The 25977-nt window shown below is 68.4% G+C and carries 24 protein-coding genes; 13 read left to right on the top strand and 11 right to left on the bottom strand.

Translation table 11 applies throughout. The features are described from left to right. Positions 1-126: 126 nt before the first annotated feature. From D7252_RS03160 to D7252_RS03150, 3 genes are all read right to left on the bottom strand, one after another. Entirely contained in the window at positions 127-1098 is a 972-nt protein-coding gene (locus D7252_RS03160) for a hypothetical protein (RefSeq protein WP_120774067.1), read from the bottom strand. A 230-nt stretch (positions 1099-1328) separates the two neighbouring features. After that, positions 1329-2081 carry an SDR family NAD(P)-dependent oxidoreductase gene (locus tag D7252_RS03155; protein WP_215110890.1) on the bottom strand — a complete coding sequence of 251 codons (753 nt, stop codon included), beginning with the start codon at positions 2079-2081 and terminating at the stop codon, positions 1329-1331. After that, a complete protein-coding gene (locus D7252_RS03150; protein ID WP_120774065.1) occupies positions 2078-2938 on the bottom strand; it encodes a fumarylacetoacetate hydrolase family protein in 861 nt (286 codons plus the stop codon). The genes D7252_RS03155 and D7252_RS03150 overlap by 4 nt, the downstream gene beginning before the upstream one ends. A 124-nt stretch (positions 2939-3062) precedes the next feature. Between D7252_RS03150 and D7252_RS03145 the strand changes: the two genes are divergently transcribed. From D7252_RS03145 to D7252_RS03135, 3 genes are read left to right on the top strand one after another with little or no spacing between them, the layout of a single operon-like run. Then, entirely contained in the window at positions 3063-4358 is a 1296-nt protein-coding gene (locus D7252_RS03145; RefSeq protein WP_120774064.1) for an L-fuconate dehydratase, read from the top strand. Continuing rightward, positions 4345-5322, top strand: coding sequence for an aldo/keto reductase (locus tag D7252_RS03140; RefSeq protein ID WP_120774063.1), 978 nt, complete (start codon positions 4345-4347; stop codon positions 5320-5322). Before D7252_RS03145 ends, D7252_RS03140 begins: the two co-directional genes overlap by 14 nt. Before the next feature lie 42 nt (positions 5323-5364). Continuing rightward, a complete protein-coding gene (locus D7252_RS03135; protein WP_120774062.1) occupies positions 5365-5784 on the top strand; it encodes an RbsD/FucU family protein in 420 nt (139 codons plus the stop codon). A 22-nt stretch (positions 5785-5806) separates the two neighbouring features. Here the strand turns inward: D7252_RS03135 and D7252_RS03130 are convergent, their stop codons facing one another. Then, positions 5807-6808: a LacI family DNA-binding transcriptional regulator gene (locus D7252_RS03130; RefSeq protein WP_120774061.1), complete on the bottom strand. Its 1002-nt coding sequence runs from the start codon at positions 6806-6808 to the stop codon at positions 5807-5809. 139 nt (positions 6809-6947) lie between these two features. Between D7252_RS03130 and D7252_RS03125 the strand changes: the two genes are divergently transcribed. From D7252_RS03125 to D7252_RS03110, 4 genes are all read left to right on the top strand, one after another. Beyond that, on the top strand, positions 6948-7868 hold the full coding sequence (locus D7252_RS03125; RefSeq protein ID WP_259461036.1) for a sugar phosphate isomerase/epimerase: 921 nt from the start codon (positions 6948-6950) through the stop codon (positions 7866-7868). 152 nt (positions 7869-8020) lie between these two features. Continuing rightward, entirely contained in the window at positions 8021-9523 is a 1503-nt protein-coding gene (locus D7252_RS03120; protein ID WP_120776769.1) for a sugar ABC transporter ATP-binding protein, read from the top strand. Beyond that, complete coding sequence (locus D7252_RS03115) at positions 9523-10557, top strand: ABC transporter permease (RefSeq protein WP_183055157.1); 1035 nt, start codon at positions 9523-9525, stop codon at positions 10555-10557. Before D7252_RS03120 ends, D7252_RS03115 begins: the two co-directional genes overlap by 1 nt. An 88-nt stretch (positions 10558-10645) precedes the next feature. Then, positions 10646-11650: an ABC transporter substrate-binding protein gene (locus D7252_RS03110; protein ID WP_120774059.1), complete on the top strand. Its 1005-nt coding sequence runs from the start codon at positions 10646-10648 to the stop codon at positions 11648-11650. Between the two features lie 55 nt (positions 11651-11705). Here the strand turns inward: D7252_RS03110 and D7252_RS03105 are convergent, their stop codons facing one another. The 6 genes from D7252_RS03105 to D7252_RS03080 all read right to left on the bottom strand — a co-directional run bounded on the left by D7252_RS03105 (position 11706) and on the right by D7252_RS03080 (position 17406). After that, positions 11706-12674: a phosphotriesterase gene (locus D7252_RS03105; RefSeq protein WP_120774058.1), complete on the bottom strand. Its 969-nt coding sequence runs from the start codon at positions 12672-12674 to the stop codon at positions 11706-11708. Next, entirely contained in the window at positions 12674-13612 is a 939-nt protein-coding gene (locus D7252_RS03100; RefSeq protein ID WP_120774057.1) for a shikimate dehydrogenase, read from the bottom strand. The genes D7252_RS03105 and D7252_RS03100 overlap by 1 nt, the downstream gene beginning before the upstream one ends. After that, on the bottom strand, positions 13609-14598 hold the full coding sequence (locus tag D7252_RS03095) for an NAD(P)-dependent oxidoreductase (protein ID WP_120774056.1): 990 nt from the start codon (positions 14596-14598) through the stop codon (positions 13609-13611). Before D7252_RS03095 ends, D7252_RS03100 begins: the two co-directional genes overlap by 4 nt. After that, positions 14574-16064, bottom strand: a complete 1491-nt coding sequence (gene xylB / locus D7252_RS03090) for a xylulokinase (protein WP_120774055.1) — start codon at positions 16062-16064, stop codon at positions 14574-14576. Before xylB ends, D7252_RS03095 begins: the two co-directional genes overlap by 25 nt. A 9-nt stretch (positions 16065-16073) precedes the next feature. After that, positions 16074-16652, bottom strand: coding sequence for a glucose-6-phosphate isomerase family protein (locus D7252_RS03085; RefSeq protein ID WP_120774054.1), 579 nt, complete (start codon positions 16650-16652; stop codon positions 16074-16076). 217 nt (positions 16653-16869) lie between these two features. Next, positions 16870-17406, bottom strand: a complete 537-nt coding sequence (locus D7252_RS03080; protein ID WP_120774053.1) for a CGNR zinc finger domain-containing protein — start codon at positions 17404-17406, stop codon at positions 16870-16872. 39 nt (positions 17407-17445) lie between these two features. Here D7252_RS03080 and D7252_RS03075 point away from each other — a divergent pair, with 39 nt between their 5' ends. From D7252_RS03075 to D7252_RS03055, 5 genes are all read left to right on the top strand, one after another. Further along, a complete protein-coding gene (locus D7252_RS03075; protein ID WP_120774052.1) occupies positions 17446-18411 on the top strand; it encodes a DMT family transporter in 966 nt (321 codons plus the stop codon). A 94-nt stretch (positions 18412-18505) separates the two neighbouring features. Further along, entirely contained in the window at positions 18506-19204 is a 699-nt protein-coding gene (locus D7252_RS03070; protein ID WP_120774051.1) for a GntR family transcriptional regulator, read from the top strand. After that, positions 19201-20727 carry an MmgE/PrpD family protein gene (locus D7252_RS03065; protein WP_120774050.1) on the top strand — a complete coding sequence of 509 codons (1527 nt, stop codon included), beginning with the start codon at positions 19201-19203 and terminating at the stop codon, positions 20725-20727. Before D7252_RS03070 ends, D7252_RS03065 begins: the two co-directional genes overlap by 4 nt. Beyond that, positions 20727-21635: a methylisocitrate lyase gene (prpB, locus tag D7252_RS03060; protein ID WP_120774049.1), complete on the top strand. Its 909-nt coding sequence runs from the start codon at positions 20727-20729 to the stop codon at positions 21633-21635. The genes D7252_RS03065 and prpB overlap by 1 nt, the downstream gene beginning before the upstream one ends. Positions 21636-21726: 91 nt before the next feature. Then, positions 21727-22860 (top strand): bifunctional 2-methylcitrate synthase/citrate synthase, encoded by a 1134-nt coding sequence (locus D7252_RS03055; protein ID WP_120774048.1) that lies wholly within the window; start codon positions 21727-21729, stop codon positions 22858-22860. A gap of 8 nt (positions 22861-22868) precedes the next feature. Here D7252_RS03055 and D7252_RS03050 read toward each other — a convergent pair whose 3' ends face one another. Beyond that, positions 22869-23303 carry an META domain-containing protein gene (locus D7252_RS03050; RefSeq protein ID WP_183055156.1) on the bottom strand — a complete coding sequence of 145 codons (435 nt, stop codon included), beginning with the start codon at positions 23301-23303 and terminating at the stop codon, positions 22869-22871. A 319-nt stretch (positions 23304-23622) separates the two neighbouring features. Here D7252_RS03050 and D7252_RS03045 point away from each other — a divergent pair, with 319 nt between their 5' ends. Beyond that, positions 23623-25956 carry a S1 family peptidase gene (locus D7252_RS03045; RefSeq protein WP_147406685.1) on the top strand — a complete coding sequence of 778 codons (2334 nt, stop codon included), beginning with the start codon at positions 23623-23625 and terminating at the stop codon, positions 25954-25956. The last annotated feature ends 21 nt before the right edge of the window (positions 25957-25977 follow it).

Here is a 25977-nt window from a genome sequence, read left to right as displayed (position 1 = left end):
TGAGGCTGGTGCAGCGGCACCAACTGCGACCGGAGCGCCAGAGGGCGACGGTGCAGCGGCAGGAACTGCGACCGGAGCGCCAGGGGGCGACGGTGCGGCGGCAGCAACTGCGACCGGAGAGCAGGGTCAGCCGGCCGCGAGCGCGTGGCGAATCCGGGCGATCAGCTCGTCGGGTCGCGCGAACAGCGCGCTGGTGACCTCGATCACCGTCCAGCCGGCGGCGCGGAGCGCGGCGATCCGCTCGACGTCTTCCGCATAGCGTCCGGCGTGCAGCATCCCGTGATACTCGATCGCGACCTTGTGTCGGGGATACGTGAGATCGAAGCAGCCGAGGAAGCGACCGTCGGCGTCATAGATGTCGCGATTGAGCTCCGGCTCCGGGAGTCCGGCCCCGACGATGCGGCACCTCAGTTCGGATTCGCGCGGCGACCACGAGTCCTCCCGGATGAGCTCGAGCGCCTGGCGCAGACGATTCGCTCCGGTCCGGCGGTGATCGTCGATCGCTGCACGCAGTCGGGCCACGGTTGAGTGCGGACTCTTGCCGGCATCCGGGCGACCGTGCCCTGTCCGCCAGGCGCGGCAGAAGAAGTCGCCCAGGGCGACGAGATGGATGAGCTCCCATCGACCAAGCGCCGCGAACGTGTCTTCAGGGCTTGCGACGACCAGACCGGGCGCCCCGACGAGGCGAGTGGACGCGGCGCGTTGTCGGTGCGCCTGCACGCCGACAACGCGGACGAGCGGGCCGTCGCCGAGGGTGCTGACATGCACCGGGAGCGCACGACCATCCGCCGGTCGCCCTCCGATGAGAGTCAACGGCATGGGGCCGCCCCACAGGGCAACGGCGCTCTCATGGCTCAGGAACTGGTGCGAACGGAGGCGCGGACCGTACTCATATGCGCGGATGCGCCGTTCGACGCGCTGCCGCTCGAATGGATCGAGGACGTCGTCGTCAGCTGTGGTCGACGTGGCGCGCACGCCGCGGAACGGGGTTCGAAGGTCGGCGCGTCGAAGCCGGCCGGCATCGATGCCGGCTTTCTGGGCTTCGCGTACGGAAAAGAGCGATCCCAGGTGCGGAGGAAGAGGGCGAGGGTGCGGCATGGCGTCACGATGGCAGGTGTGCGGATGCCGCGTTTCCGTTATCCACAGGAATAGTGTTCGCGGCTTCCGGTCGTAATTTCTGCCGTCCGCTGCGCGTCGTCGGGCGTTCCGGTCGCAGTTTCGGCCGTCGCGGAAGTGGAGAACCGGCGGCAACTGCGACCGGAACGGAAGTGACGGTTGTAAACCGGCGGCAACTGCGACCGGAAGGGCGGGCGCAGACGCGCGCGGGGCTACTCGGGCCGCAGGCGCAGCTGCGCCATGCCCCCGTCGACCTCGATGAACGTGCCCGTGGTGGAACCGGCGGCGGGCGACACCAGGTAGGCCACGGCCGCGGCGACCTCGTCCGGGCTCACCAGGCGTCCGTGCGGCTGCCGTGCTTCGAGGGCCGCGCGCTCGGCGGCGGGGTCGGATGCCGCGTCGAGAAGCCGACCGACCCACGGGGTGTCCGCGGTGCCAGGGTTCACGGCGTTGACTCGGATGCCTTCCCGCAGATGGTCGGCGGCCATCGCACGGGTCAGCGCGGAGACGGCGCCCTTGGATGCGCTGTACAGCGCCCGCTGCGGCAGGCCCGTGGTCGATGCGATGGATGCGGTGTTGCAGACGGCCGCCGCCGGAGACTTCCGCAGCCAGGGCAGCGCGGCCGCGGTCACCCGGGCGATGCCGGTGACGTTGATGGACAGCACGCGTGCCCACTCGTCGTCGTCGTTCGCGGCGATGTCGCCCTGGGCTCCGACGCCGGCGTTGTTCACCACGATGTCGACGCGACCGAACTTCTCCGCGACGGCGTCGACGGCAGCGTCGACGCTCGCCCGGTCGGACACGTCGGCGGTGAAGGCGGCGAACGCGGCATCCGCACCCGTGATGTCGCGGTCGAGCACGGCGATCACCGCACCGTCGGAGTGCAGTCGGCGGGCGACGGCCGCGCCGATCCCCGATGCTCCGCCGGTGACGATGGCCACCAGTCCCTCCAGCGTGCCGCTCATCGCTGCGCCTCCCATGCCACGAACTCCTGTCGTTGACGACCCAAGCCGTCGATCTCGACCTCGACGACGTCTCCCGCGGTCAAGTACGGGTAGTTGCCGGACAGGGCCACGCCCTGCGGGGTGCCGGTGAGGATGAGGTCGCCCGGCTCGAGCGCCACGTACTGCGACAGGTGGTGAACGAGGTGTTCCACCGAGAAGATCATGTCGCTGGTGTTCGAGTCCTGCCGGGGCTCGCCGTTGACGAAACTCCGCAGCCCGAGCACATGATGGTCGATCTCGTCGGGCGTGACGAGCCACGGACCGGTCGGGTTGAATCCGGGAGCGATCTTGCCCTTCGACCACTGCCCTCCGGACACCTCGATCTGGAAGGCGCGTTCGGAGACGTCGTTGGCCAGGACGAAGCCGGCGACGTGCGCCATCGACTCGTCGGGGGAGTCGAGATAGGAGGCGCGGGCTCCGATCACGATGCCGAGCTCCACCTCCCAGTCGGTCTTCTCGCTGCCGCGGGGGATGGTCACCGCGTCGTTGGGCCCGACCACGGTGTTCGGGGTCTTCAGGAAGATGATCGGGATCTTCGGCGGCTCCGAACCGGATTCGGCAGCGTGGGCGGCGTAGTTCATCCCGATGCAGATCACGGCGCTCGGCCGGGCGATCGGGGCTCCGACGCGCAGTGCGCCGGCTCCCGTCAGTTCGGGGAGCTCGCCGGCGTCGCGCGCCGCGGCGACACGGGAGCGGAAGTCGCCGGCAAGAAAGTCGCCGTTCACATCGGATGTCACAGAGCGGAGATCGAGGTAGCGATCGCCCTCCACGAGGACGGGGACCTCGGTCCCAGGGGTGCCGAGCCGCGCGAACTTCATGATTCTCCTGATCGGTCGGGATGCCGCCTCACGACGGCGCTTCTCGTTGACAGTATAGACATCCGATGTTTACACTCCAAGTGATCCGCACGACGACATCCCATCGTGCAGCGAGAGGAATTCCGTGAGCCGCATCGTCGCCCTCGACACCACCGACATCCGCTTCCCCACGTCGCTCAGCCTCGACGGGTCCGACGCGATGAACCCCGACCCCGACTACTCGGCGGCGTACGTGGTCGTGCGAACCGACGCCGAGGACGGCATCGACGGCCACGCGTTCGTCTTCACGATCGGTCGAGGCAACGACGTGCAGGTCGCAGCGATCGACGCCCTCGCCGGACACCTGGTCGGTCGCGAGCTCGAGCCGCTGCTCGCGGACATGGGCACGACGTTCCGAGACATCATCGGCGACTCGCAGCTGCGCTGGCTCGGCCCCGAGAAGGGCGTGATGCACATGGCGATCGGCGCGGCCATCAACGCCCTGTGGGACATCAAGGCCAAGCGCGCGGGGCTCCCGCTCTGGCAGCTGCTCGCGAGGATGACACCCGAGGAGCTCGTCGATCTGGTCGACTTCCGCTACCTCACCAATGCGCTGACCCGTGACGACGCGCTCGCGATCCTGCGTGCCGCCGAACCGGGACGAGTCGAACGGGAACAGCAGCTTCTCGCGACAGGATTCCCCGGATACACGACGAGTCCCGGCTGGCTCGGCTACTCCGACGGGAAGCTCGAGCGCCTCGCGCGGGAGGCGATGGCCGACGGCTTCACACAGATCAAGCTCAAGGTGGGCGCTGACCTCGATGACGACATCCGTCGCTTCCGCAAGGCGCGCGAGGTCTGCGGACCCGACTTCCCCATCGCGATCGACGCGAACCAGCGCTGGGAGGTGTCGGAGGCGATCGAGTGGGTGAACGCGCTCGCCGAGTTCCACCCGGCCTGGGTCGAAGAGCCCACCAGCCCCGACGACATCCTCGGGCATGCGGAGATCGCCCGCGGCATCGCTCCGATCCGGGTGGCGACCGGCGAGCACGCACAGAACCGGATGATCTTCAAGCAGCTGCTGCAGGCCGACGCGATCTCGGTCATGCAGATCGACGCGGTGCGGGTGGCTGGCGTCAACGAGAACATCGCCAACCTGCTGCTCGCCGCGAAGTTCGGAGTGCCGGTGTGCCCGCACGCGGGTGGCGTCGGACTCTGCGAGGCGGTGCAGCACCTGTCGATGTTCGACTTCATCGCCGTCAGCGGGAGCCGCGATGGCCGGATGATCGAGTACGTCGACCACCTGCACGAGCACTTCGTCGTACCCACCGACATCCAGGGCGGCTCCTACATGCCGCCCTCGGCCCCCGGCACCGGTATGGAGATGAAGGCCGACAGCGTCTCGACCTACACCTGGACGGGTGCCCATGTCGGCGCCTGAGGCGCGGGCTCCCCGCCTCGACATCCCCGCGCTCGGATACGGCGCCGCGAACGTCGGCAACCTCTTCCGCCCGCTGACCGACGACGAGGCGTGGGCTGTGCTCGAGGCGGCGTGGGAGGGTGGCATCCGCTACTTCGACACCGCTCCGCACTATGGCCTCGGCCTGTCCGAGCGCCGACTCGGGGCATTCCTGCAGACGAAGCCGCGCGACGAGTTCGTGCTGTCGACCAAGGTCGGCCGCCTGCTGCGTCCCAATCCCGCGCACGACGGTGGCCTCGACACCGCCAATGACTTCCACGTGCCGGACGATCTGCAGAGGGTGTGGGACTTCTCGGCCGACGGCATCCGCACCAGCCTGGACGAGTCGCGCGAGCGCCTCGGCATCGACCGCATCGACCTGCTGTACCTGCACGACCCAGAGCGCCACGATCTCGATCTCGCGCTCGCCGAGGCGCTGCCCGCGATGGAGCAGTTGCGCAGCGAGGGCGAGACGGCAGCGATCGGCATCGGATCGATGGTGTCGAATGCTCTGGCCGCGGCCGTGCGATCGGCCGACCTCGACCTGATCATGGTGGCCGGCCGCTACACGCTGCTCGAGCAGCCCGCAGCCGCCGAGGTCCTGCCCGCGTGCCGGGAGCGCGACACCGGCATCGTCGCGGCATCCGTGTTCAACTCGGGTCTGCTGGCGTCGAGCGTGCCGCGCCGCGACGGCCGGTACGAGTACGGTCAGCTGCCCGACGAGCTGTGGGACCGCCTCGTGCGCATCGCCGCGATCTGCGACCAGCACGGAGTCCCGTTGCCGGCGGCCGCTATCCAGTTCCCGCTGCAGGCGTCGGAGGTGCGATCGGTCGTCGTGGGCGGAAGCCGTCCCGCGCAGCTCCAGCAGAATGCGGAGTACGCTGCCCGGGAGATCTCGACTGCGCTCTGGGAGCACCTGGCGGCCGAGCGGCTCATCCCCGGCTGAGCTTCCCACGATCGATCTCACCCCGAACGCGAAGGAGCGACCGTGCTCGAAGGAATCCACCCCCTGCTCACCGGCGAGCTGCTGCTGCACCTCGATCGGATGGGCCACTCGGACGCCGTCGTGATCGCCGACGCGCACTTCCCGGCCTGGGGTCTGGGCGCGCGCGTCATCGATCTTCCCGGAACCAGCACGCCGGAGGTGGTGGCCGCGATCCGCTCTGTCCTGCCGCTCGACGATGCGCCGGGAATCGACCTGATGACCTCCGCCGACGGCGAGGTGCTCGACGTGCAGCGCGAGTTGATGAAGGCCGCCGGCACAGGCATCGACACGACCCGGTTCGTCGAGCGCTTCGCGTACTACGAGGTCGCGAAGAGCGCGTACCTCATGGTGCGAACGGGCGAGACGAGGAAGTACGGCAATGCGCTGCTGCGGAAGGGCGTCGTCGGTCACGCGTCGGCGTGATGCCTGCCGACGCGTTCGCAGCTCAGCGCCCGACCGTCGACTCGCGCACGATGAGCTCCGCCGGGAACGGCGTCGTCGCCGGCGGGGGTCCGGTGGGGTCGGCGAGCTGCTGCAGAAGCGCGGCGCCGGCGGCACGACCGATCGCGTAGCCGGGCTGGCGCACGCTCGTGAGAGGCACGACACCCTGATGCGCCTGATCGACGTCGTCGAAGCCGACGAGCGCGATCTCCTCCGGCACGCGGATGCCGTGCCGCAGCAGCTGCGTGAGCACGCCGAGTGCCACCAGGTCGTTCGCCGCGAAGACGGCGTCGGGACGCTCCGCTTCCGGCAGCGCGATGATCTGTTCGGCCGCGCGCAATCCGTCCTCGGTGGCGAGATGCGCCACGTCCGTCACGGTGATCGTCGCGTCGGTGTCGGCCACGGCATCCTGGATTCCTGCCAGCCGGTCGTTGGACTGATCGACGGCCGCACTGCCGAGGAAGAGGATCCGGCGCCGTCCGAGCGAGAGCAGATGCTCGCCCGCGAGCCGGCCCCCGCCTCGATCGTCGAAGAGCACGGACGCCACCGTGGGTGAATCTCGGATCGGCCCGACGACCACGGACCGGATGCCGCGCTGTGCGAGCTGCTCGAGACGCGGCACCACGTCTCCCAGCGGATAGATGACGATGCCCTGCACGCGGTGGGCCTCGAACATGTCGATGTTGCGGCTCTCCTGCGCGCTGTCGCGGTTGCTGTTGCTGAAGAACAGTGACCAGCCGCCTTCTCGCGCGACATCGTCGACGCCGCGGGACAACTCGTTGAAGTACGGAAGCCAGGCGTCGAGGAGGATGAGCGCGAGGGCCTTGCTCGATCCGGCGCGCAGCTGACGCGCCGACTCGTTCGGAACGTACCCGAGCTGCTCGATCGCCGCTCGCACTCGTTCGCGACTCGCAGCACCCAGCACGTGCGGGTGGTTGAGATAGTTGGAGACGGTCGAGGACGAGACTCCGGCGAGGGCGGCGACGTCTTTGACGCTCGCGGGCATGACGGCTCCTTCGTCTTCAGGCCGACGGCAGCGGATGCAGCGGCGTCCCCCAGGCTAGCTCAGCGATTGCAACGTGCCAAGAAAGCTCTTGACACCAGGTCGGACTGCGACGTAGCGTGGCTCGCAGTTGACTTGGAACGTGCCAAGTCGCGGAGGCGATGGTGCCGCACACCCGCCCGGAGAGGTCTCGATGAACATCGGCTGCCATGGACTCGTCTGGACCGGAGACTTCGATGCCGACGGCATCCGTCTCGCTGTCGAGCAGACCAAGAAGGCGGGATTCGACCTCATCGAGTTCCCGCTGATGGACCCGTTCGCGTTCGACGTGGCCGCCGCGAAAGACGCTCTCGCCGAACACGGTCTGGACGTCAGCGCCTCGCTCGGACTGTCGGAGAAGACCGATGTCACCAGTTCCGACCCCGCGATCGTGGCAGCGGGGGAGGCGCTGCTGATCAAGGCGGTTGACGTGCTGGCCGAACTCGGTGGGCGCCACTTCTGCGGCGTGATCTACAGCGCCATGCAGAAGTACATGGCCCCCGCCACCCCGGAGGGCCTCGCGAGCAGTCGTCGGGCCATCGCGCGAGTCGCCGACCACGCCGCTGAGCGCGGGGTGTCGGTGTCGCTCGAGGTGGTGAACCGCTACGAGACGAACGTGCTGAACACCGCTCGCCAAGCGCTCTCCTACCTCGCCGAGATCGACCGGCCGAACCTCGGCATCCACCTGGACACGTACCACATGAACATAGAGGAGTCGGATATGTTCGCGCCGGTTCTGGATGCGGCGCCGGCGCTGCGTTACGTCCACATCGGCGAGAGTCATCGGGGGTACCTCGGCACGGGCACCGTCGACTTCGACACGTTCTTCAAGGCGCTCGGCCGGATCGGCTACGACGGGCCCATCGTCTTCGAATCGTTCTCCTCCGCCGTGGTCGCTCCCGATCTCAGTCGGATGCTCGGGATCTGGCGGAATCTCTGGACCGACAACGACGAACTCGGTGCACACGCCAGTGCCTACATCCGGGACAAGCTCGTGGCGGTCGAGAGCATCCGGCTTCACTGAGATGTCATTACAGGTCTTCCCAACCGGGAAGTCGTTAGATACATTTAGATACAACTTGCGCGAAACCGATCCAAGCCGCAGAATTGATCCGATGTTTACTGCGATTGGCATCGACGGATCGCAACACGACCTTCAAGGAAGCAGGTGAGCACATGAGCGACCCCATCCTCACAGTGGAGGGCATCAGCAAGGGGTTCCCCGGTGTGCAGGCGCTCAAGGACGTACACCTCGAAGTGCGTGCCGGAGAAGTGCTCGTCCTCGTCGGGGAGAACGGCGCCGGCAAGTCGACGCTGATGAAGATCCTCTCCGGGATCTACACCAAAGACGAGGGCACCATCCGGTTCGAAGGTCGCGAGGTCGAGCTCACCAGCCCTCTCCAGGCGCAGGAGCTCGGTGTCACGATCATCCATCAGGAGCTCAACCTGATGCCCGACCTGACGGTCGCGCAGAACATCTACGTGGGTCGTGAACCCACATCCGGCCCGTTCCTGTCCGAGCGCAAGCTGAACGCGCAGACCGCCGAACTCCTCCAGCGCCTCGACATCCGGCTCGACCCGCGCCAGCTCGTCGGCGAGCTCACCGTGGCTGAGCAGCAGATGGTCGAGATCGCCAAGGCGCTGTCGTTCAACGCCAAGGTCCTCATCATGGACGAACCGACATCGGCACTCACCGACACCGAGGTCGAGACGCTGTTCGTGCTCATCGAGCAGCTGAAGGCGCGGGGCACCGGCATCGTCTACATCTCCCACCGGATGGACGAACTCCGCCGACTCGCTGATCGCGTGACAGTGCTCCGAGACGGCGCATACATCGGATCACTCGACCGGGCCGACGCGACCATCCCGAAGATCATCGAGATGATGGTCGGCCGTGTGATCGACGAGGGCACGCGGCCGCAGGCGCGCGAGCACCTGAACGATCCGATCGTCCTGGACGTGCAGGGGCTGACCACGAAGAACCTGCTCAAAGACGTGTCGTTCCAGCTGCACAAGGGCGAGATCCTCGGCTTCGCCGGGCTCATGGGCGCCGGACGCACCGAGACCGCGCGAGCCGTCATCGGGGCGGACCACAGCGACGGCGGAACGATCGCGATCGCCGGCAAGACCGTGCGCATCGGCCAACCAGCGGATGCCGTGAAGCACGGGGTCGGCTACCTCTCGGAAGACCGCAAGCTCCTGGGGCTCATGCTCGAACAGGACGTGACCTTCAATACCGTTCTCGCCTCTCTCGGGTCGTACGCCAACGGCATCGGCTGGATGGGCGACGCCAAGGCGAAGAACCGCACCAAGGAGTACGTGCAGCAGCTGCGGGTCAAGACGCCCTCCGTCAATCAGGTCGTGAAGCTGCTCTCCGGAGGCAACCAGCAGAAGGTCGTCATCGCCCGGTGGCTGATGCGCGACTGCGACATCCTCATCTTCGACGAGCCGACCCGAGGGATCGACGTCGGAGCTAAGGAGGAGATCTACCGCCTCATGCAGCAGCTCGCTGATCAGGGGAAGTCCATCATCGTCATCTCATCCGAGCTGCCGGAGATCCTCCGTGTCGCGAACCGCATCGCGGTCTTCGCGAACGGTCGTATCACCGGCACGCTCCGCAACGAGGAAGCCAGCCAGGAGAAGATCATGCAACTCGCAGCCCACGGGGAGGAAGACTGATGAGCACCCCGCAGCAGCCCGGATCGTCGACGACGACGATCATCCAGACCGCGGTGAACGAGAACACCGACAAGCGCGACATCGGGGCGTTCCTGAAGCGCCAGGTCCAGCAGTCGCTGGCGTTCGGCACCCTCATCGTCCTGGTGATCTTCTTCTCGATCGCCAGCCCGAACTTCTTCACCTTCAGCAACATCGCCACCGTGCTGCTGTCGACCGCGGTGATCGGCATCCTCGCACTCGGCACCACTTTCGTCATCATCACCGGCGGCATCGACCTCTCGATCGGTACCGGTATGGCGCTCTGCGCGGTGATGACCGGTGTCTTCGTGACCAACATGGGGCTTCCGGTGTGGGTCGGTGTGATCGGCGGCATCCTCACCGGTGTGCTGATGGGACTCGTCAACGGCGTGAACATCACGTTCCTCCGGCTTCCCCCGTTCATCGCCACGCTCGCGATGATGATGATCGCCGGCGGTCTCGCCCTCGTGATCTCGAACGTCTCGCCGATCTACTTCTCGACATCGGCCCCCGACTTCAAGAAGATCGCCCTCGGGGTCATCATCCCCGGCATCCCGAACGCCGTGCTGATCACCGCACTCCTCGCAGTCGTCGCCTGGCTGGTGCTGTCGAAGACGCTGCTCGGGCGCTACACGTTCGCGATCGGCTCCAACGAAGAGGCCACGCGCCTCTCCGGCGTGAACACGCGCCGCTGGACGATCCTCATCTACATGTTCGCCGGAGCTTTCACCGGCATCGCCGGCATCGTGATCGCCGCCCGCCTCGACTCGGCCCAGCCCCAGATCGGCATGGGCTACGAACTGCAGGCGATCGCCGCCGTCATCATCGGCGGAACCTCGCTGCTGGGCGGCCGAGGATCCATCCTCGGCACCGTCATCGGTGCCCTGATCATGAGCGTGCTCGTCAACGGTCTGCGCATCATGTCGATCCAGCCCGAGTGGCAGAACATCGTCGTCGGCGTCGTCGTGCTGCTCGCGGTCTTCCTCGACTCGCTGCGCAACCGCCAGCGCACCTGACCCCTGAACCCCTGTCCTGCACACAGAGGAACCCGAGATGTCCCACCCCGTCGGCTCCGGCCGGCATTCACAGAACAATGGAGTTTCCATGAAATACGGCAAGAAGACCGCATTTGCGGCACTCGTGGCCGCTTCCGCGTTGGTGTTCGCCGGCTGTGCCGGCGGCGGCGACGTGATCGAAGAAGGCGGCAGCGGCGGTGACAGCGGCAGCGGCGACGGCGAGATGTACATCGCTCTCGTCTCGAAGGGCTTCCAGCACCAGTTCTGGCAGGCCGTGAAGACGGGCGCGGAGCAGAAGGCCGACGAGCTCGGCGTCAAGATCACGTTCGAAGGCCCCGCGGCGGAGACCGAGATCGCGCAGCAGCTCGAGATGCTCACCACCGCCATCGACAAGAACCCGGATGCCATCGCCTACGCGGCCCTGGACCCCGAGGCGTGCGTGGCGCCCCTCGAGCAGGCCAAGTCGAAGGACATCCCCGTGGTGTACTTCGATGCGCCGTGCAACGGTGACGTCGGACTCAGCCTGTCGGCGACCGACAGCAAGGTCGCGGGTGCGCTCGCCGCCGAGCACATGGCCGAGCTGATCGGCGGCGAGGGCGAGGTCGCGATCGTCGGTCACTCGAACATCAACTCGACCGGTGTCGAGCGTCGTGACGGGTTCGTCGAGAAGATGGAAGCCGACTTCCCCGACGTCGAGATCGTCGACATCCAGTACGGCGACGGCGACCACCTGAAGTCGGCCGACATCGCCAAGACGCTGCTCGCCGCGCACCCGGACCTCAAGGGGATCTACGGCACCAACGAAGGCTCCGCCATCGGCGTCGTCAACGCGGTGAACGAGCTGGGCCTCGAGAAGGGCAAGATCACGATCGTCGGCTTCGACTCCGGCGCCGCGCAGATCAACGCCATCAAGGACGGCACCATGGCCGGCGCCATCACGCAGGACCCGATCGGCATCGGCGAACAGGTCGTCCAGGCGGCTTATGATGCGGCCAACGGCGACGATGTCGACGAGTTCTACGACACCGGCTCCTACTGGTACGACAAGGACAACATCGAAGACGAAGAGATCGCCGCAGTCCTCTACGAGTGACTCGGTGATACGGGCCCCTCACCTTCGGGTGAGGGGCCTTTCGTCCGGCCGGATGTCAGGCCGAGAGGGTGAGCAGGCGCGCGGGGTTGGCGGCCAGCATCCGGTCGACCGCCTCGTCGCCGACCGCGGCTCGGAGCCGGGGGAGGTACCGTTCGCCGAGGTACGCCAGTCCGGGCATCCCGCCGTACGCGACGTAGCGAGAGCGCCGAGCGACATCGCCGCCCAGCACGACGCGGTCGCCGGCGCCCCGCTCGACGACGGCGGCCGTCAACGCGAGCAGCTCGGCATCCGAGCGGGTGCGCTGGCGTGCGAAGCCGTCGTAGCCGAGGTAGGCGCCCCGTTCGGCGAGAGAGACGTGCAGCCCAGGGTCGGGGTCGCGGTCGGCGTGGGCGAGAACGACACGATCGGATGCCACGCCCTCGGCCGCGAGCAGGTCGAGCACCTCGTGCGCGGCGGTGCAGAACTCCAGATGCACCATCACGGGCGCGCCGGTCGCGCGATGCGCGGCGGCGACAGCGAGGAGAGTGGTGCGTTCGAACGGACTGATACGCCAGTAATCGACGCCGCCCTTGAGCATCCCGGCGCGCACGGGGCGTCCGTCTGGTGCGACGGCGAGGGGCACATCGGGAGTCTCGAACACGGCCGCGTCGAGGGCGGGCATGCCGCGGGTGATGTCGGCGACGAACATCGCCGTCAGGCGCTCGACCGTCCAGACCTGCATCGGATGCTCGGCGCCGTAGTGCGCTTCGCGGTGACGACCGGTCGTCGCGACGATCCGCAGACCGGTCGCCCCGCTGATCCGTGCCAGCGCCGCCGGGTCGCGGGCGAGGCCGAACGGCGTGGCATCCACCATCGTCTCGAACCCGCTCGCCCGCAGCAGTCCCGCTTCCTCGCCCGACGCGGTCTCGTCGTCGAGCTCGTCTCCCGGCAACAGCGGCGACACCTGGAAGAGGTGCTCGTGATAGTCGACGCGACCGAGTTCGGCGGGAGCGATGTCGCCCCGCACCGTCCGGACGACGGGCATCAGCGCACCGATTCCGCGGCGTCCGCGAGGCGCTCCACGATCTCGGGTGTGAGGTCGAGTTCGAAGACGTCGGCGACCACCTGCGACCAGCCGTGGATGAAGTAGCGCCAGCCGTCGACGACGTGCAGCGATCTCGCCTGCTCCTGCGCTCTGGCCTGATGGAGGAACTCGAGCGAGCCGCGGTAGTTGAACTCCCACGCGAACCCGTCACGGGGGAAGGAGACGGCGTCGGTCAGCGGCGAGCCGGGGCGGTCTTTGCCGAGCCCGGTCGCATTCGCCACGAGGGAACCCGGGGGAGCGGCGGCCACCACGGCGTCGGCGTCCGCGGGCGTCGCGGTCACGACGTAGTCGATCAGCCCTTCGCGCGTTCCGTGGTGACGGTGCACCTCGCGCAAGTGGTCGAGTGGTGGCTGAGTCAGGGCGGTCACGGTGATCCGGCGGGGCGCATCGTCGCGCTCGGCGAGTGCCCAACTGAGAGCCGTCCCCGATCCGCCGGCGCCGAGGATGACGACTTCGGCACCGGTGCGGGAGAAATGGTCGGCAGGAAGGAAGTCGTTCAGGGCGAGGTCGACCGTGATCGGGTCTTTGGCGCGGCCGGACAGGAGGGGGCCGCGCTTGGCGATGCTCGAGATCTCGGCGCACGATACGGCGAACGGGTCCAGTTCATCGAAGAGGTCGGATGCTGCCGCGTAGACATTCATCTTGTGCGTGGTCACGAGGGCGCCGCGGTGGTGCGGGTCGTCGCGGATCTGCTCGACCATCGCGCGGTACTGCGCCGGCTCGGCATCCATCGGCAGGTCGTGGCCGATCAGCGTCCGCGTCGGCAGCCCCAGGATGTCGGCCCAGAGGGGGAACACTTTCATGATCGACGATGAGGCCGTCGTGACGCCGACGAATCCCATGTGGTCGGCGGCGCCGGGCGGGGCAGTGGCGGTCATCGGGGCTCCTCGCTGATGGTCACCGGATGGAGGGGCTCACCGCCGCGGAGCACGGCGATCACATCGTCGAGCGACAGCGCGCCCATGTTGTCGACGGCCTGTGTGGTCTGCGCGCCCAGGTGCGGAGTGACGATCACTCGGTCGGCGAGGTCGGCGGCGAGCAGCGGGCTGTCGTGCGCCGCGGTGTCGCCGTCGAGCGTATCGGCCGCATAGGCGGACAGGATGCCCTCGCGCAGCGCCTCCGCGACAGCCGCCTCGTCGACGAGGTCCCCGCGGGCCGTGTTCACGAGGACGGTACCTCGGGGCGTGCGGGCGAGCCGGGCAGGGTCGACGAGCAGCCGGCCCCCTGGTGCGTGCAGCGTGATGACGTCGGCGATGCGGAACAACTCGTCCGTATCGACGGGCTCGGCGCCGTTCGCGGTGATCAGGGTGGTGGGAAGGAAAGGATCGGTGGCGATGATGCGCGGTCCGAACCCCGCGAGCCGCCGGGCGACGCCTTGGCCGATCCGGCCGAACCCGACGATGCCGACGACCGCTGCACCGAGCTCGCGTCCGCGACGCACGCCCCAGTCGCCGGCGCGGACCCGACGGTCACCGTCCGAGACGAAGCGGAGCGCAGCGAGCATCAGCGCGACCGCGTGATCGGCGACGGCATCCGCATTGGCGCCGGGGGTATTCGTGACAGGGATGCCGCGGCGGCGGGCGGCGTCAAGATCGACGGACTCGGTTCCGACCCCGTAGCGGGCGACGACCTTGAGCTTCGGCGCTGCGCCGAGGTGCTGGTCGGTCACGGCCCCGGTGCCGGCGATCCAGGCGTCGGCGCCGTGGAGCAGCGGTCGCAACTCGTCGAGGTCGTGGTGGGCCGGTCCTCGGAGGATGCGGTGCCCCGCCTGCGCCGCCCTGCCGACGAGGTCGAGATCGCCGTCGGAGAAGGAGCGGCTGGTCACGAGGATCACACCCATCAGCGCGGCCGTCCGGCGAACCACGGTGCCAACGCCGCGTACGCGTCGGCGAACCGCGCGTGACGCTCGGCGTAGACCGCGTGGCGTGCCGCATCCGGGACGAACTCCGCCGTGACCTCACTGAGGGCGCGGGCGGCCGAGAAATCCGTGAGCCCCAGGCCGACCGCGCCGGTGACCGCAGCCCCGAGGCTGTTCGCCTCTTCGACGATGGTGCGGCGACGCACCGGTACGCCCCACACGTCGGCGAGCACCGACAGATACGCGTCGCTCTGCGCCCCGCCGCCCACGGCGTCGATGCGGTCGATGACGGCGCCGGAGTCCCGGAACGCCTGCAGACAGGTGAGCAGGTTGAACGCGGTTCCTTCCAGTACGGCACGCACGAGGTGCGCCCTGGAGTGGTGACGGGCGAGGCCGACGAACGCGCCGCGCGCGTCCGGGTCCCACAGCGGAGAGCGCTCACCGAGGAGGTAGGGAAGGAAGTAGAGGTCGTCGGTGTCGAGGTCGCCTGCGGCCTCTGCCGTGAGCCGGCCCGTCTCGGGGCGCGTCGGATCGGGGGAGAGCGCCTCGGCGATCCACTGCACGGATGCTCCGCCGGCCTGCATCGTCGCCGTCGGCACGAAGGAGCCCGGTACGACGTTGTCGAAGGTGAAGGTCCGCATCGCCGGGTCATGCAGAGGCGCGTCCGCGGCGAACGAGATCCACGAGGAAGTGCCCAGACAGACGTAGGCACCGTCCTCGGGTGCCACGATGCCAGAGCCGACGGCGGCAAGGGGGCCGTCTCCGCCGCCCATCACGACGCGTACACCCGCGGGGAGGCCGAGCGCTTCGGCGGCGGCATCCGTCAGTCCGCCTGCGATGGCCGTCGACTCCAGGATCTCCGGGAACAGGGCCGCGTCGAGACGGGCCGCGTGCAGCACGTCGGCAGACCAGGTGCCGGCGCGCTGGTCGTAGGCGTTCGTGCCGGAAGCATCCGAGCGGTCGGTGGCCAGGCGGCCGGTGAGACGCAGGACGATGAAGTCCTTCGCCACGCAGACCCGGCGCACGCGGGCCCAGGTGTCGGGTTCGTTGTCGCGCACCCACATGATCTTCTCGAGAGAGTACGTCGGGTTGAGTCGGTGCCCGAGGATCCCGTAGGCGCGTTCCGCGCCGAGCGCCTGCTCGAGTTCGCGCTGCTGAGCGCCGGCGCGGGTGTCGGCCCAGATGATCGCCGGCCGGACGGGTTCACCGTCGGCATCGAGCAGGACCGCGCCCATCATCTGCCCGCTCACGACGAGGCCCGCCACGTCGGCCGGAGAGGTGCCTGTGCGGGCGATCAGGTCGCGTGTGGCACGGACGACGGCATCCCACCAGTCCGCCGGATCCTGTTCGGCGATGCCACCGGCGGCGAAGTGCGCCGGGTACGGCACGGTGACCGCGGCGACCAGCCGTCCGTCGTCGTGGTGGAGGGAGGCCTTGTCGCCGGTCGTTCCCAGGTCGTGGGCGATGATCATGCGCGGAGCCTATTTCGAGTACGGGCGGAGGTCTACCGCACCGTCGGTACGGCGATAGGCCCGCGATCCCATGCCGTGCTCGAGCACCCAGCCGTAGTCGTGGCCGGCGCCGCCGGGATAGACGGCGAGGAAGGAGTAGGGCTCTTCCCCGGTGTTGACCGAGCGATGCGCCCAGCCGGGAGGGATGTAGCCGATGGTGCCCGGCAGCATGTCGAGCCACTCGGTGCGTTCCCCGTCGAACATGAGCAGCCCCCCGCGGCCCTTCAGTGCCAGGTAGATCTCGCCCTGGTGATTCGGATGCTGATGCCCCTTGGTCATCCAGAGTTCGCCCGCCGTGTCGCCGGGCATGATCGTGGTGATCGACTGGGGGAGCTCGCGGTCGACCTCCGGGACGGGGGAGCTCACGACGGTGTACACGATCGGGTCATCGCCTTGGGCGGCGGCGGCCCACGCGTCCGTGTCGAGGAAGAGGCCCTCGAGGTCGGACATCCGGCGGGTGAGGGTGGGGCCCTCGGGGAGGAAGGTCAGCTTCTCGGCATCGAAGGCGATCGCCAGGGGGGATATCGGCGGGCTCTGGAATTCGGGCATCGTGCTCCTTTGCGGATGCTGCGGCGCTGCGCAACCTGTAATGACAGGTTCACTGTACCTGTGATGACAGGTTGCGTCCAGACCGGTCTCCGCTGGGTGAGCCCCGGTGCCGGTTCCGGTCGCGATTGATGCCGTCTGATCGGCTCGGAGGCGACAGAAACTGCGACCGGAACGGAAGTAAGGCGGCAGAAACTGCGACCGGAACTGCTGGCGGGGGTCAGGCTCCGGCGCGGCGAGCGCGGTACGCGGCGACGGCGTTGCGGTTCGCGCAGGTGGCGGAGCAGTAGCGTTTCGAACGGTTCCGGGAGAGGTCGAGCGCGAGCGCCAGGCAGGTGTCGTCGTCGCACACCGAGATGCGTGATCCTTCATCGGCGCGGATCACATCGATGAGCGCCATCGCGGTCTCGATGAGGACTCGTTCGGCGAGCGGGCGATCGTCGTCGACGGCATGCAGGTGCCAGTCGGTGTCGTCATGGCGCACGAGCCGCGGGGCTAGTGGAACCTGCGCGAGCGCGGCGTTGACGAGTGGCACCATCTCGTCACGCGGAGCCGACAGCATCGCGCGCAGGCGGGGACGGAGGGAGCGGAGTGCACGCAGTTCGTGCTCGTCGCGGTCGAGGCGTCCGGTGTAGGGGAACGCGGTGAGAAATCTGTCCAGGTCGCCGAGATCTGCCAGGGTCTCCGGGGCCTCGGCGGAGTTCACGAGCCAGACGGCCGCCCGCAGGGCCTCCTCCGTGTCATCTGTGAAGATCATGTTGACATCTTACAACGGATGCGCGTAGCGTCACATCTCATGAGCAGTCTGATAGATGACAAGGCCCGAACGGCCGCGCACGGTGTGCGCCTCGGGCTGCCGCTCGCGATCGGTGCAGCCTTCGCCTTCGGCATGTCGGGCGGCTGGGCGCGCGGCCTCATCGACGCCGGCTGGACGCCGGGAGCTGCAGTGATGGCCCGCATCTGGGTCGCCGCACTGGTGCTGCTCATCCCGATGATCCTGTCGTTGCGCGGGCGCTGGAGCCTGCTCCGCCGCAACATCGGGATGATCGCCGCGTACGGTCTCCTGGCGGTGGCGGCGACGCAGCTGTTCTACTTCCAGGCGGTGGCGGTGATGGACGTCGGCATCGCGCTCCTCATCGAATACACGGCACCGATCGCCGTCGTGCTGTGGCTCTGGATCCGCCGAGGGGAAAGGCCCAGCCGGCGCAGCATCCTCGGTGCCGTCATCGCGTTCGTCGGCCTCGTGCTCATGCTCGACATCGTCACCGGAGCGGACGCGAACATCCCCGGCATCCTGTGGGCACTCGGCGCGATGGTCGGTGCCGCCACCTACTTCCTGCTCTCCGCCAAAGCCGACACGGGGATGCCGCCGCTGGCGCTCGCCGGATCGGGGCTGCTCCTCGGGGCGCTCGGCCTCACTGCGGCGGGACTCGTCGGCGTGCTCCCCATCGCCTGGACCACCGACGACATCGTCTATCGATTCGGCAGCGTGCCGTGGTTCGTACCCGTCCTGGCGATGGGCGTGCTGGCGACTGCGCTGGCCTACGTGCTCGGCATCGCCTCCACCCGGATGCTGGGGTCGCGCCTGGCGTCGTTCGTCGCGCTCGCCGAGGTGGTGGCCGCGATGCTGTTCGGGTGGCTGCTGCTCGGTCAGCTGCCGGATCTGCTGCAAGCGCTCGGCGGCGCGCTCGTTCTCGCCGGGGTCATCGTGGTCAAGCTGGGGGAGCCTGCGCCGGTCGAGGAGCCTCAGCCGCGCCCGTGACCTGCAGCATGACGGAAGAACCCGAATGTATACGACAGTATGCTGAACCCCCCTCAATGCCACGAACGATCCGCAGTATGTATACACTGAGGGCGTGACCCTGGCACCAGCACGCAGCTCCGCGAGCGACCGCGCCTATGCGAGCCTGCTCGACGGCATCCAGTCGGGACGACTCCCGGCCGGGACCGTGTTGGGCGAGGTCGAGCAGGCCGCACGTCTGGGCGTGAGCCGCACGCCGATGCGCGAGGCGCTGCGACGCCTGGCCGCCGACGGCCTCGTGGTGCAGCAGTCGCCGCGCGTCACCGTGGTCGCCGACCTGGATGCCGAAGACATCCGCTCCCTCTTCGAGATCCGCCGCGCACTGGAGGAGACCTCCGCTCGCCTCGCGGCCAGTCGCGGAGACACGCGGGTCTTCGCCGCTCTCGCCGACGAGTTCGCCCGGGTCGACCTCGCCGTCGCCGACGGGCGAGACGACTACTACGCTCTCATCGCTCGCTTCGATGCCGCTCTCGACACCGCGGTGGCCAACGACTACATCTCCTCCGCCCTCCGGACCGTGCGCACACACCTCGTGCGCGTTCGGCGGATGGCGCGCGACAAGCCCGCGCGGCTGGCCGCATCCGCCGCCGAACACGGCACCATCGCTTACGCGCTCGCCGCCCGTGACGGCGACCTCGCCGCTCACGCGACGCACGTGCACCTGCACAACGCTCTCGCCGGCATCCTCGAGACACTGACCGAACACGTCTCGGACCGCTCCGCTCACTCCTCGACCAGTAGGGAAAAGTCATGACCGTCACCCATCACGTCCGCGTTCACCGCAGCGACGAGAACCTCGAACGCTCCGAGCAGCTGGCCTGGAAGATCGCCGAGGTCGCCGCCGACCCGGTGGGCGTCGACCAGGATGTCGTCGACATGATCATCAACCGGATCATCGACAATGCGGCGGTCGCCGCGGCATCCCTCACTCGCGAGCCGATCAACGCCGCTCGCGCCCAGGCGTTCAGCCATGGCGTGTCGACCGGCGGCATCGGCGCGAACCTCTTCGGAGCAGCCCTCGACCGGCGCACGAGCCCGGAGTGGGCGGCCTGGGCGAACGGCGTCGCCGTGCGCGAACTCGACTACCACGACACGTTCCTCGCGGCGGAGTACTCGCATCCCGGCGACAACATCCCGCCGATCCTCGCGGTCGCCCAGCACACCGGCAAGGACGGCCGCGCGCTCGTCCGCGGCATCGCGACGGGCTATGAGATCCAGATGGACCTGGTGCGGGCGATCTGCCTGCACCGGCACAAGATCGACCACGTCGCCCACCTCGGCCCGTCGGCCGCTGCCGGCATCGGCACCCTTCTCGGTCTCGACGTCGAGACGATCTACCAGGCCGTCGGTCAGGGCCTGCACACGACGACCGCCACGAGGCAGAGCCGAAAGGGCGAGATCTCGACGTGGAAGGCGCACGCGCCCGCGTTCGCCGGCAAGATGGCCGTCGAGGCGGTCGACCGGGCGATGCGCGGGCAGACCAGCCCCGCGCCGATCTATGAAGGCGAAGACGGTGTGATCGCCTGGATGCTCGACGGCAAGGATGCCGCGTATGAGGTGCCGCTGCCCGCTCCGGGGGAGCCGAAGCGCGCGATCCTGGACTCGTACACGAAGGAGCATTCGGCGGAGTATCAGGCGCAGGCGTGGATCGACCTGGCGCGCAGGCTCGGCACGGAGAACCCCGGACTCCGCGACCCGCGCAACATCGCAGCGATCGTGCTGCACACCAGTCACCACACGCACAACGTGATCGGCTCGGGGGCGAACGATCCGCAGAAGTACGATCCGACGGCGTCGCGCGAGACGCTCGACCACTCGATCCCGTACATCTTCGCCGTCGCCCTGCAGGACGGCGGCTGGCACCATGTCGACTCGTACGCGCCGGAGCGGGCGGCTCGGGAAGACACCGTCGCGCTGTGGCACAAGATCACCACCGCCGAGGATGCCGAGTGGACGCGCCGCTACCACTCCGAAGACCCCGCGGAGAAGGCGTTCGGCGGACGCGTGGAGGTCCACCTGACCGACGGCTCGACCGTCGTCGCGGAGATCGCCGTCGCCGACGCCCATCCCCTCGGCGCTCGTCCGTTCGCGCGGGAGAACTACATCGCGAAGTTCCGCCTGCTGGCGGCGCCCGTGCTCGAGTCCGCCGAGATCGAACGCTTCCTCGCGCTCGTGCAGCGGCTGCCCGAGCTCACGGCGGCGGAGGTCGGCGAGCTGTCGATCGTCGCGAAGGCGGGACTGCTCGAGGGTGCCGCGGCGCCGAAGGGTCTGTTCTGATGCTGTACTCGACCGTCACTCCCGCCGAGAAGCGTCGACTCTTCCGCGAGCGCCTCGCGACCGGTGAGCTGCTGCGCTTCCCCGGCGCGTTCAACCCCCTGAGTGCCCGACTCATCGAGCAGAAGGGGTTCGAGGGGGTGTACATCTCCGGTGCCGTGCTCGCCGCCGACCTCGGCCTTCCCGACATCGGGCTCACGACCCTCACCGAGGTCGCGGGCCGCGCCAAGCAGATCGCCCGCATGACCGATCTCCCCGCGATCGTCGACGCCGACACCGGATTCGGTGAGCCGATGAACGTCGCCCGCACGATCCAGGAGCTCGAGGATGCCGGCCTGGCGGGCATGCACATCGAGGACCAGGTCAATCCGAAGCGCTGCGGCCACCTCGACGGCAAGACCGTGGTGGATGAGGACACGGCGATCAAGCGCATCCGCGCAGCGGCCGACGCCCGGCGCGACGAGAACTTCCTGTTGATGGCGCGCACCGACATCCGCGCCATCGACGGTCTCGATGCGGCGATCGATCGAGCGAAAGCGCTCGTGGATGCCGGAGCGGATGCGGTGTTCCCGGAGGCCATGCGCACCCTCGGGGAGTTCGAGGCGATGGCGGATGCGCTGGACGTGCCGATCCTCGCGAACATGACCGAATTCGGCAAGAGCGAACTGTTCTCGACCGCACAGCTGCAGAGTGCCGGCGTGCGCATGGTCATCTGGCCGGTGTCGCTGTTGCGACTGTCGATGGGGGCCGCGGGGCGTGCGCTCGATACGCTGAACGACGAGGGGCATCTGACCTCGAAGCTCGGCGAGATGCAGCACCGCGCCGATCTCTACGAACTCATCGACTACGAGTCGTACAACCACTTCGACTCCGGCGTCTTCAACTTCACCATCGACACCCCCGGTCGTTGAGCGAGCGAAGCGAGACGAAACGCTCTCGCAGCACGTTTCGTCTCGTCGCTTCGCTCCTCGCTCGACGACCGAAAGACACGAAGGAGTGACCATGACCGAGCCGGACATCAAGAAGGGCCTCGCGGGCGTCGTCGTCGACACGACGGCCATCTCGAAGGTCAACCCGGAGACCAACAGCCTGCTCTACCGCGGCTACCCCGTGCAGGAGCTCGCCGCCACGCAGTCGTTCGAGGCCGTGGCGTATCTGCTCTGGCACGGCGAGCTGCCCACGGCGGAGGAGCTGGCGGCGTTCCGACTGACCGAGCGCACGCACCGTGCCCTCGCCGACAACGTCAAGGCGGCGATCGACCTGGTGCCGCTCGACGCCCACCCGATGGACGAGGTCCGCACCGCGGTGAGCCTCATCGGGGCCTCGGATGCCGCCGCGTCCCGTTCAGTCCTCGACGCGAGTGCGACCCCCGAAGAGAACCTCGCTCGGAGCATCCGCCTGTTCGCCGCGCTGCCGGCGATCGTCGCCTACGGGCAGCGGCGCCGCCGCGGTGAGGAGATCATCGCGCCCCGAGACGACCTCGACTACTCGGCGAACTTCCTCTGGATGACGTTCGGTGAAGAGTCGGACCCGGTGGTCGTCGACGCGTTCAACCGCTCGATGATCCTCTACGCCGAGCATTCCTTCAACGCGTCGACGTTCACCGCGCGGGTCATCACCTCGACCCTCAGCGACCTGTACTCGGCGGTCGTCGGCGCGATCGGTGCGCTCAAGGGCCCGCTGCACGGTGGGGCGAACGAAGCGGTGCTGCACATCTTCGACGAGATCGGGGAGGCTTCGAACGTCACGGCCTGGCTCGACAAGGCGCTCGCCGAGAAGCGGAAGATCATGGGCTTCGGCCACCGCGTCTACAAGAGCGGCGACTCCCGCGTCCCGACGATGAAGGCCGCACTCGACACGCTCGTCGAGCACTACGGCAAGACCGACGTGGCGGCGCTGTACGACGCGCTGGAGTCGGAGTTCGTCGAGCGGAAGGGCATCCACCCCAACCTCGACTACCCGTCAGGGCCCGCCTACAACCTGATCGGCTTCGACACCCTCACCTTCACGCCGCTGTTCGTCGCGGCGCGGGTCACGGGGTGGACGGCGCACGTGATCGAGCAGGCCGGGGCGAACGCGCTGATCCGTCCGCTGTCGCACTACGACGGTCCCGACGAGCGGCACATCCAGGGCTGAGCCGCCGGTCAGTTCGCGCGCGGGAGCTCTCCGAGTCGTCCGCCCGAAGAGTCGAGGACGATGAGGAGGTCGCCGTCGAGTTCGGCGGCGCGGACGCCGCGCAGCCAGTCGTCGACTCCCATGCACGCCTTGAGGGTCGATGCGAAGGACGCGAGCTCGATGCGGTCGCCTTCGACGGTGTACGTCGTGGCGATGCGGTTGCAGCCGTCGCTGCCGCGGACAGCTCCGTCGGCGGTGAACTCGAGATGCGGTTTCCCCGTGGCCTCATCACCCCATATGCCCACGAGGTCCGCGGCCGCATCACCAGACGTCGCAGCATCCGTGGGTGTGGAAGTGGGGGCGGTGCCTTCGCCGTCGGATGCCGGCGCGCATGCGGTGGCGGTCAGGGCGAGGATGCCGAGCATCGTCACGCCGAGGATGGTTCGTGCGAAGTGTCGGCTCATGACCGCCATGCTAGTCGCCGCACCTCTGCAGCAATCGGGAAGGAGTCTTTTCTTCCTGTTTTCCTCGATTCGGTGGAGCAAAGTGGGCAGATCTGCCCATCTCTTATGAACTTCCGGTGAAAACGCTCGCTTTCCTGTGCATTCGCTGACTAGTATTTCGGTTGATCCTGCACCCCACTGAGGCGCGGGATCTCTGCTGCTCGGGGGAACCAGCGTCGCACTATGCGCCCTCGACCGGGACGCAGGCCGGTTGCGCGTATCTACGCGCAGCCGCTGTCAGGTGAAACGACGATCCGTGACGAGCAAGGACCCACATCACATGAAGCACAGAAGGACAGCACGACGCCCATTGGCGTTGACCGCCGCCGCGACGATCGCCCTGTCGGGGCTCTTCGTCTCGACTCCGGCGTTCGCCGACGACACGGCAGGACAGCCGGTCGATCCGGCAACGACGTCGGAGACCGCCGCACCGGCAGCCCCGGCCGAGACCGCAGCGCCCACCGCGCCGGCGGAGACCGAGGCACCGGCCGAGACCGAAGCGCCGGCAGCGCCGGCCGAGACCGAAGCGCCGGCTCAGGCCGAGGCGCTCAAGGCTGCCCCGGCGGCCAAGGCTCCCGCCGCGCAGCCTCCCGTCGAGCTCCTCGACGCTGTGGAGGAAGCCGCTGAGAGCGGTGTGGAAGTCGTCGCCGTCGGTGACAACGCCGCAGAAGAGGGCGTCGTCGTCGTCACCGAGGAGACCGCGCCGGAAGGCGCAGCCGCCGAGGAGAAGTTCGCCGAGGAATTCTCCTCGACGTCCGGAGTGGAAATCGCTGAGGTCGCGACCGCAGCGTCCACTCTGACCAAGTTCGCCGAGGGCGACGTCGTCGGCGGTCAGGGATACGTCACCGTGACTGACGCCGACCTCATCGGTGGAGCCTGCTCCGTCGGCTTCGCTGCCTGGGGACCCGGCCGCACCCCGGCTCTGCTCAGTGCAGGTCACTGTGCGTTCGACGACGACTGGAACAAGTACGCGTTCACCACGCTGACCGTCCCCGGCGAGGAGCCGGCCGTCGGCGGCGAAGGTTTCGTCCTCCCGGCCGACCCCGAGGTTCTCGGAACCTACGGCTTCGCGCAGTTCGGCAGCACGGGCAACGAACCCGGAGAGGCCGGAGACACCGAAGCGACCGACATCTCGGTCATCGACCTCGACGCCGCGGGTGGTTGGAACCCTCTTCCCGCCGTGACCGACTGGACGACGGCCGGAGCAGCGCTCGACTCGCTCGCAGCCAGCACCATTCCCATCAAGTCCGCCGGCGCTCCGCAGGTTGGCGCCGTCTCCAAGAGCGGCCGCACGACCGGCTTCACCACCGGAGCGATCGGCTCGGACGACATCCTCAACGGCTGGGCGAACATCGGCGGACAGTTCGTCCAGGGCTTCTCCAGCGACACGCTGGCAGCTCCCGGTGACTCCGGTGGAGCGGTCTTCCAGGGCAACAAGGCCGTCGGCGTCATCAGTGGTGGCTCCCCGGCAGATCCTGACACCGGCGCAGAGCAGTTCACCTGGGCAGCGTCCCTCGTGACGGCGCTTCCGAAGACCGGCGGCTACGAGGTCGCGCTCGACCTCGACGCTCCTGCTGTCGCCAGCCCGGCCGACGGCGCGACCGTCACCCCCGGACAGACCGTCACCGGCACCGCTCCCGGCGCCACCGAGGTGACCGTCACGCAGACCGGAACCGCTGAGCCGCAGACTGTGGCTGTCGAGGGTGGAAAGTTCTCCTTCGCAGGCCCGGTCAACCTGGGCCCGGCAACGATCTCGATCACCTCGGTCAACGGCATGAGCCAGTCCGAGGCGACCACGATCAACGTGCTCGTCGCTCCCGCTCCGCTCGTCGCACCGGTGATCACCTCGCCGGCTGACGGCTCGACGGTCACCGCGACGGTCACGCAGATCAGCGGCACCGGTCTCCCGACCGCGGGCATCGTCGTCGAGGACGCTGAGGGCAACGAGCTCGGCACGACCACGGTCGGCGCCACGGGCGAGTGGACGGTCACCGGGGTCGACCTGGGCTACGGCTCGCACAGCATCGTCGTCACGCAGACCCGCCTCGCGGAGGTCTCTCCGGAAGCGACGTCAGCTTTCAAGGTCGTTCCGGTCGCTCCGGCTGTGACCTCGATCCAGGACGGCGACACGTTCCCGCATGACGGTGGACCGACGCAGCTCTCGGGCACGGGTATCGACGGCGCCACGGTCACCGTGAAGCTCACCGGCGAAGAGCCCACCTCCGCACAGCTCAGCGCGCTCGACGCGGCGAGCGGTGTCTTCACGGCGACCGTCGTCGACGGTGCATGGAGCGTCGACTTCGGTGCCGCTCTCGAATCGGGTGACTACTCGGTCGCGGCAACGCAGAGTGTCGACGACGTCTCCTCCGCTGCGACCACCCTGGCGTTCGCGGTGCTGGCCGCACCGGGCGCCGGTGGCGGCGGCGAGGGTGACGGCGGCGAGGGTGACGGCGGCGTCGGCGGTGGCGGCGGTGCCGCACCGGACGACGACGGCGGACTCGCTGAGACGGGTGTCGACATGTTCGTCCCGCTCACGGCCGGGGCTTTCGCCCTTGCGCTGCTGTCCGCTGGAATGCTGCTCGCGGTGCGTCGTCGGAAGATGCTCGAGGTCTGACACCTCGACGTCTGACGCCTG

Source organism: Microbacterium sp. CGR2 (assembly GCF_003626735.1).
Classification (GTDB): Bacteria; Actinomycetota; Actinomycetes; order Actinomycetales; family Microbacteriaceae; genus Microbacterium.
The sequence above is the reverse complement of the archived record's forward strand: the minus strand, read 5'-3'. Positions and strand labels throughout refer to the sequence as shown.